We start from the raw sequence: 4,603 nt of genomic DNA, 5'->3' as shown, positions 1-4,603 counted from the left end.
TATCTAGAGTGAATTATCATCAAAAAGTTGCATTAAATCCATTAACTAAATTTCTTTATAAAGCCATTATATTATTATTATTGTTAAGTTTTGCATTATTATTCGTTGGAAATGTAATGATTGAGCGAAGTGATATTAGTAAATTACATGTACCCGCTAAGTTAGAGGTGCCAGAATCATTAACACACGCATTTATTGCGACGGAAGATAAAAGGTTTTATCATCATAACGGTTTAGACTATATAGCAATTATTCGAGCTTCTATTGAAAATATAAAAGCTGGTGGTGTTGTGCAAGGAGGAAGCACAATTACACAGCAGCTATCTAAAAATGCTTTTTTATCTAATGAACGTACATTTTCTCGTAAGTGGAAAGAAATTTTTTATACGAAAAAAATTGAACGTACATTCACAAAGGATGAGATTTTAAAATTATATGTGAGTAATATTTACTACGGAGAAGGAGCATGGGGAATTGAAAAAGCAGCAAACCTTTACTTCGGTAAAAAGGTGGATCAATTAACATTGGCAGAGAGTGCAATGATGGCTGCTGTAGTAAAAGCACCAGCTTATTACTCACCTGCACAAAATTATGATAAAGCAGTTGAGAGACGGAATGTAGTTTTAAGGCTAATGGAGAAAGAAGGGTATATAAATCATGATGAATATGTGCAAGCAGTTAGTGAGAAATTAGTAATTCGTCATGATATAAAAACAGAGCAATCCATGTTAAAAAATGCCCGTGAAAAAGCAGTAAGTTAAGGGAAGTTCCTATATAGGAACTTCTTTTTTTGAATAAATTGTGACAAATCGTGACACAATATCGTCACAAATGTTGTATTTTTGTAATTTATGTGAGCGTGTTCATTGCGTGACCTATGTAAGTATTGATATTATGTGTATTGTGTACAATGCTGTATACAGAATATGAATTTAAAGAGGAATGTATATGAAATCATCGAACAAACTCATGGTTCTTGGTGTAGTTTTTTCTATCGCAGTATTGATTGTAATCGGGACGATTGTGTATAGCATCATAAATGACAAGAAAGATAAAGGGAATGAGATGTTTGCTTATTCTACGCAACAATCTTTAGGGAAAGATGATGCTCCAGTTAAGGTAGTTGAATTTGGAGACTTTAAATGTCCTGCTTGTCGTACTTGGGATGTAACGGTATTACCACGATTAAAAGAAGAGTATATTGATAAAGGTAAAGTGCAGTTATATTTTATTAACTTCCCGTTTATCGGAAAAGACTCTGATTTAGGTGCAGCTGCCGGTGAAGCAATTTATAAACAAGATCAAGATTCATTCTGGATTTTCTATGATGAGATTTATCAAAATCAAAAGAAAGATACGGAAGAATGGATTACAGAAGAATTACTTCTTAATATTGTGAAAGAAAAGCTTCCGAAAATTAATGTAGAACAGTTTAAAAAAGATTTACACAGTAAAGAAATGAAAGACAAAGTACGTAAAGATTCAGATCGTGCTCAAAAATTAAAAGTTCAAGGTGCTCCTTCAGTATATATAAATGGGAATCTTGCAAACCCTGATTTCGATAGTATGAAGAAGGCGATTGATAAAGAATTGAAAAAGTGATGAGGTATCTCATCACTTTTTCGACTTTTTTCGATAAATTTCTTGCTTCGATTTTTTTTACATGCTATACTACTTTACATAAGTTATTTCAATATCTTATATTTATTCATATTTGCGGGTGTAGTTTAGTGGTAAAACAAGAGCCTTCCAAGCTCTGGTCGAGAGTTCGATTCTCTTCACCCGCTCCAAATTTTATTTAATGTTTTTCTGATAAATTGTGATCAACGCAGTGTTTCGTTTCTAAGATAAACGAAGCATTGCGTTTTTTTAATGTTTGAAAATCATAATTATATGCGAAAATAGAAGTAAAGAATATTATTCCAAAAGTGAATTGCTAACCAATATAGTCGTTACATAAGGGATGGATTCATCGGAGGAGGCGATAAAGAATGGATTTTGAACAATTAAAGCAAGATGTAATTGCGTATAGTAAAACGATTGGTATAGATAAAATAGGTTTTGCCAGTGCTTCACCATTTGAGGAGTTAAAGCAGCGTCTAATCCAGCAGCAACAATTGAATTATCAGTCTGGATTCGAAGAACCTGATATAGAGAAGAGAACGAATCCACAGCTATTGTTACCTGGTGCGAAATCAATTATTGCGATTGCTTTAGCGTACCCTTCAAAATTAAAAAATGCACCATTAAGTAAGCGTGGAGAACGTCGCGGGATTTTTTGTCGTGCTTCTTGGGGCCAAGATTATCACCTTGTTTTACGAGATCGTTTGCAAAAGTTAGAGGCGTATTTAATCGAAAAGCTTCCGGATATAGAAGTGAAGTCAATGGTTGATACAGGGGAGCTAAGTGATCGAGCTGTTTCAGAGCGTGCCGGTATTGGATGGAGTGGTAAGAACTGCGCTATTATTACGCCGGAATTTGGTTCGTATGTATACTTAGGAGAAATGATTACGAATGTTCCGTTCCCTCCTGATCGGCCAATAGAAGATCAATGTGGAAGTTGTACGAAATGTATTGATATTTGTCCTACAGGTGCTTTAGTACAAGGCGGCCAGTTGGACTCGAAGAAATGTATTGCATTTTTAACACAGACAAAAGGATTTCTGCCTGAAGAATATCGCGATAAAATAGGAAATCGTATATATGGATGTGATACGTGTCAGACTGTTTGTCCGAAAAATAAAGGAATGGATTTTCATAACCATCCTGAAATGGAGCCTGATCCTGAATTAGTTAAACCATTATTAACACCACTTTTAACAATTAGTAATCGTGATTTCAAGGGAAAATATGGGGTTATGTCTGGTTCATGGAGAGGTAAAAAGCCATTGCAACGAAATGCTATTTTAGCACTTGCACATTTTAAAGAAACAGCAGCAATTCCTGATTTAATCGGTGTTATGAAAGATGATCCAAGACCAGTACTTCGGGGAACAGCAGCATGGGCACTTGGGAAAATTGGTGGAGATGGAGTAGGAGAAGACATTGAGAAAGCGATGGAACGTGAGAAAGATGAAGAGGTTCTTCATGAAATGAATCGTGGACTTGAATTGTTAGCACAGAAAAAAGAGTAGATAATATCTCCCTTTTTCATATTGTAATATGGGAGGGAGACGAAATGGTTATAAAAGCGAATATTGAAAAGCAAGTGCAACAGTTTTTAGCATATATAACAGAGAAACGAACAGATGTAGATGGTATTGCAATAGATTTGTTACAAATGGTACAGAGAAAGAAACAATTGTTTCAAAAGCGTAGTGCAAATATAGTGAAAGCAACTGCAGATATTTCTTTCATTAGACAATTAAATAGTAATGAGCATCAAGAAATTGATTATCAAATACACTTGAAATATTTAATTAAGCATAAAGAATTATTTTATATCGAAGAGGAACAATTAAAACGACGAGTTTGTTTGAAAAATAGTCGTATAATAGATGATTATGCTCTTGAAGTGTCAGAAGAAATAGAAATAGGTGAAACGTTAGAACGGGAAGTCACGAAAGAAAAATATGGTTCATATCAATATAATCGTTTAGAGGCAGTGAAGTATGCAGAGCGTTGGTGGGATGATCGCAATCCTGCATACCGTAATTTTCCTGATAATTGTACAAATTTCATTTCACAATGTCTGCACACTGGAGAAGTGCCAATGAATGGACATCCTAATATTCGTAAAGGGTGGTGGCAAAGGGGAAACCAGTGGAGTTGGAGCTGGGCTGTAGCACACTCTTTTTATTGGTATTTGTCAGGTGCTACAGCTGGTCTTCGAGCAGAAGCAGTAGAAAAGCCAGAAGACCTTATTCTTGGCGATGTAATTGCGTATGATTTTGAGGATGATGGTAGGTGGAATCATACGACAATTGTAGTAGCAAAAGACGCAGATGGTATGCCGCTTGTAAATGCACATTCAGCGAATAGCCGCAGGCGTTATTGGAACTATGAAGACTCTAGTAAATATACACCACAAATGAAATATAAATTCTTTCATATTATTAATGGGTAGAGATTTTTCGTTCAAGTGGTATAATACGTAGTAGACAAAAAATAGAGGTGAATATCGCGTGGGAGTACATGTTGTTTTATATCAACCAGAAATTCCAGCAAATACAGGGAATATTGCACGTACTTGTGCAGCAACTGGAACAGAGTTACATTTGATTAGACCGCTTGGATTTTCAACGGATGACAAAATGTTAAAGCGTGCAGGACTAGATTATTGGCAGCACGTAAAAGTTACGTATTATGATTCAATCGAAGAATTTTATGAGAAAAATAAAGATGGTGAATTCTTCTATTTAACAAAGTATGGCGAGAAAGCTCATACAGCATTTGATTATAGCAAACGTGAGAAGGATTACTATTTCGTATTTGGAAGAGAAACAAATGGATTACCAGCTAATGTAATTGAAGAAAACTTCGATCATTGTTTACGTATTCCAATGACGGATAAAGTACGTTCATTAAATTTATCTAATACAGCAGCAATTTTAATTTATGAAGCGTTCCGTCAACAAAATTATCCAGGATTAGATTTAGAAAT

5 protein-coding genes and 1 tRNA gene are annotated in these 4,603 nt (G+C 34.9%); all 6 read left to right on the top strand.

What is annotated here, in order from left to right:
* The coding region (locus tag AB3X48_RS18225) for a transglycosylase domain-containing protein (RefSeq protein ID WP_367959785.1) at positions 1 to 761 on the top strand (761 nt) is incomplete at its 5' end.
* Positions 762 to 948: 187 nt separating this feature from the next.
* On the top strand, positions 949 to 1,602 hold the full coding sequence (locus AB3X48_RS18220; protein ID WP_002113880.1) for a DsbA family protein: 654 nt from the start codon (positions 949 to 951) through the stop codon (positions 1,600 to 1,602).
* Between the two features lie 114 nt (positions 1,603 to 1,716).
* Positions 1,717 to 1,790, top strand: a tRNA-Gly gene (locus AB3X48_RS18215).
* Between the two features lie 201 nt (positions 1,791 to 1,991).
* On the top strand, positions 1,992 to 3,134 hold the full coding sequence (gene queG / locus AB3X48_RS18210; RefSeq protein ID WP_002159370.1) for a tRNA epoxyqueuosine(34) reductase QueG: 1,143 nt from the start codon (positions 1,992 to 1,994) through the stop codon (positions 3,132 to 3,134).
* 44 nt (positions 3,135 to 3,178) lie between these two features.
* Positions 3,179 to 4,066, top strand: a complete 888-nt coding sequence (locus AB3X48_RS18205) for an amidase domain-containing protein (protein WP_016103475.1) — start codon at positions 3,179 to 3,181, stop codon at positions 4,064 to 4,066.
* Between the two features lie 58 nt (positions 4,067 to 4,124).
* A partial coding sequence (trmL, locus tag AB3X48_RS18200; protein WP_335403712.1) for a tRNA (uridine(34)/cytosine(34)/5-carboxymethylaminomethyluridine(34)-2'-O)-methyltransferase TrmL occupies positions 4,125 to 4,603 on the top strand: 479 nt, incomplete at its 3' end.

Origin of the sequence: Bacillus sp. S4 (assembly GCF_040838205.1) — a bacterium.
In the GTDB taxonomy this organism is placed as follows: Bacteria; Bacillota; Bacilli; order Bacillales; family Bacillaceae_G; genus Bacillus_A; species Bacillus_A cereus_U.
The sequence above is the reverse complement of the archived record's forward strand: the minus strand, read 5'-3'. Positions and strand labels throughout refer to the sequence as shown.

Bases quoted from the DNA above. Each gene is read 5' to 3' on its own strand.
- AB3X48_RS18220 (WP_002113880.1), top strand. From the start codon at position 949: ATGAAATCATCGAACAAACTCATGGTTCTTGGTGTAGTTTTTTCTATC.
- queG (WP_002159370.1), top strand. From the start codon at position 1,992: ATGGATTTTGAACAATTAAAGCAAGATGTAATTGCGTATAGTAAAACG.
- AB3X48_RS18205 (WP_016103475.1), top strand. From the start codon at position 3,179: ATGGTTATAAAAGCGAATATTGAAAAGCAAGTGCAACAGTTTTTAGCA.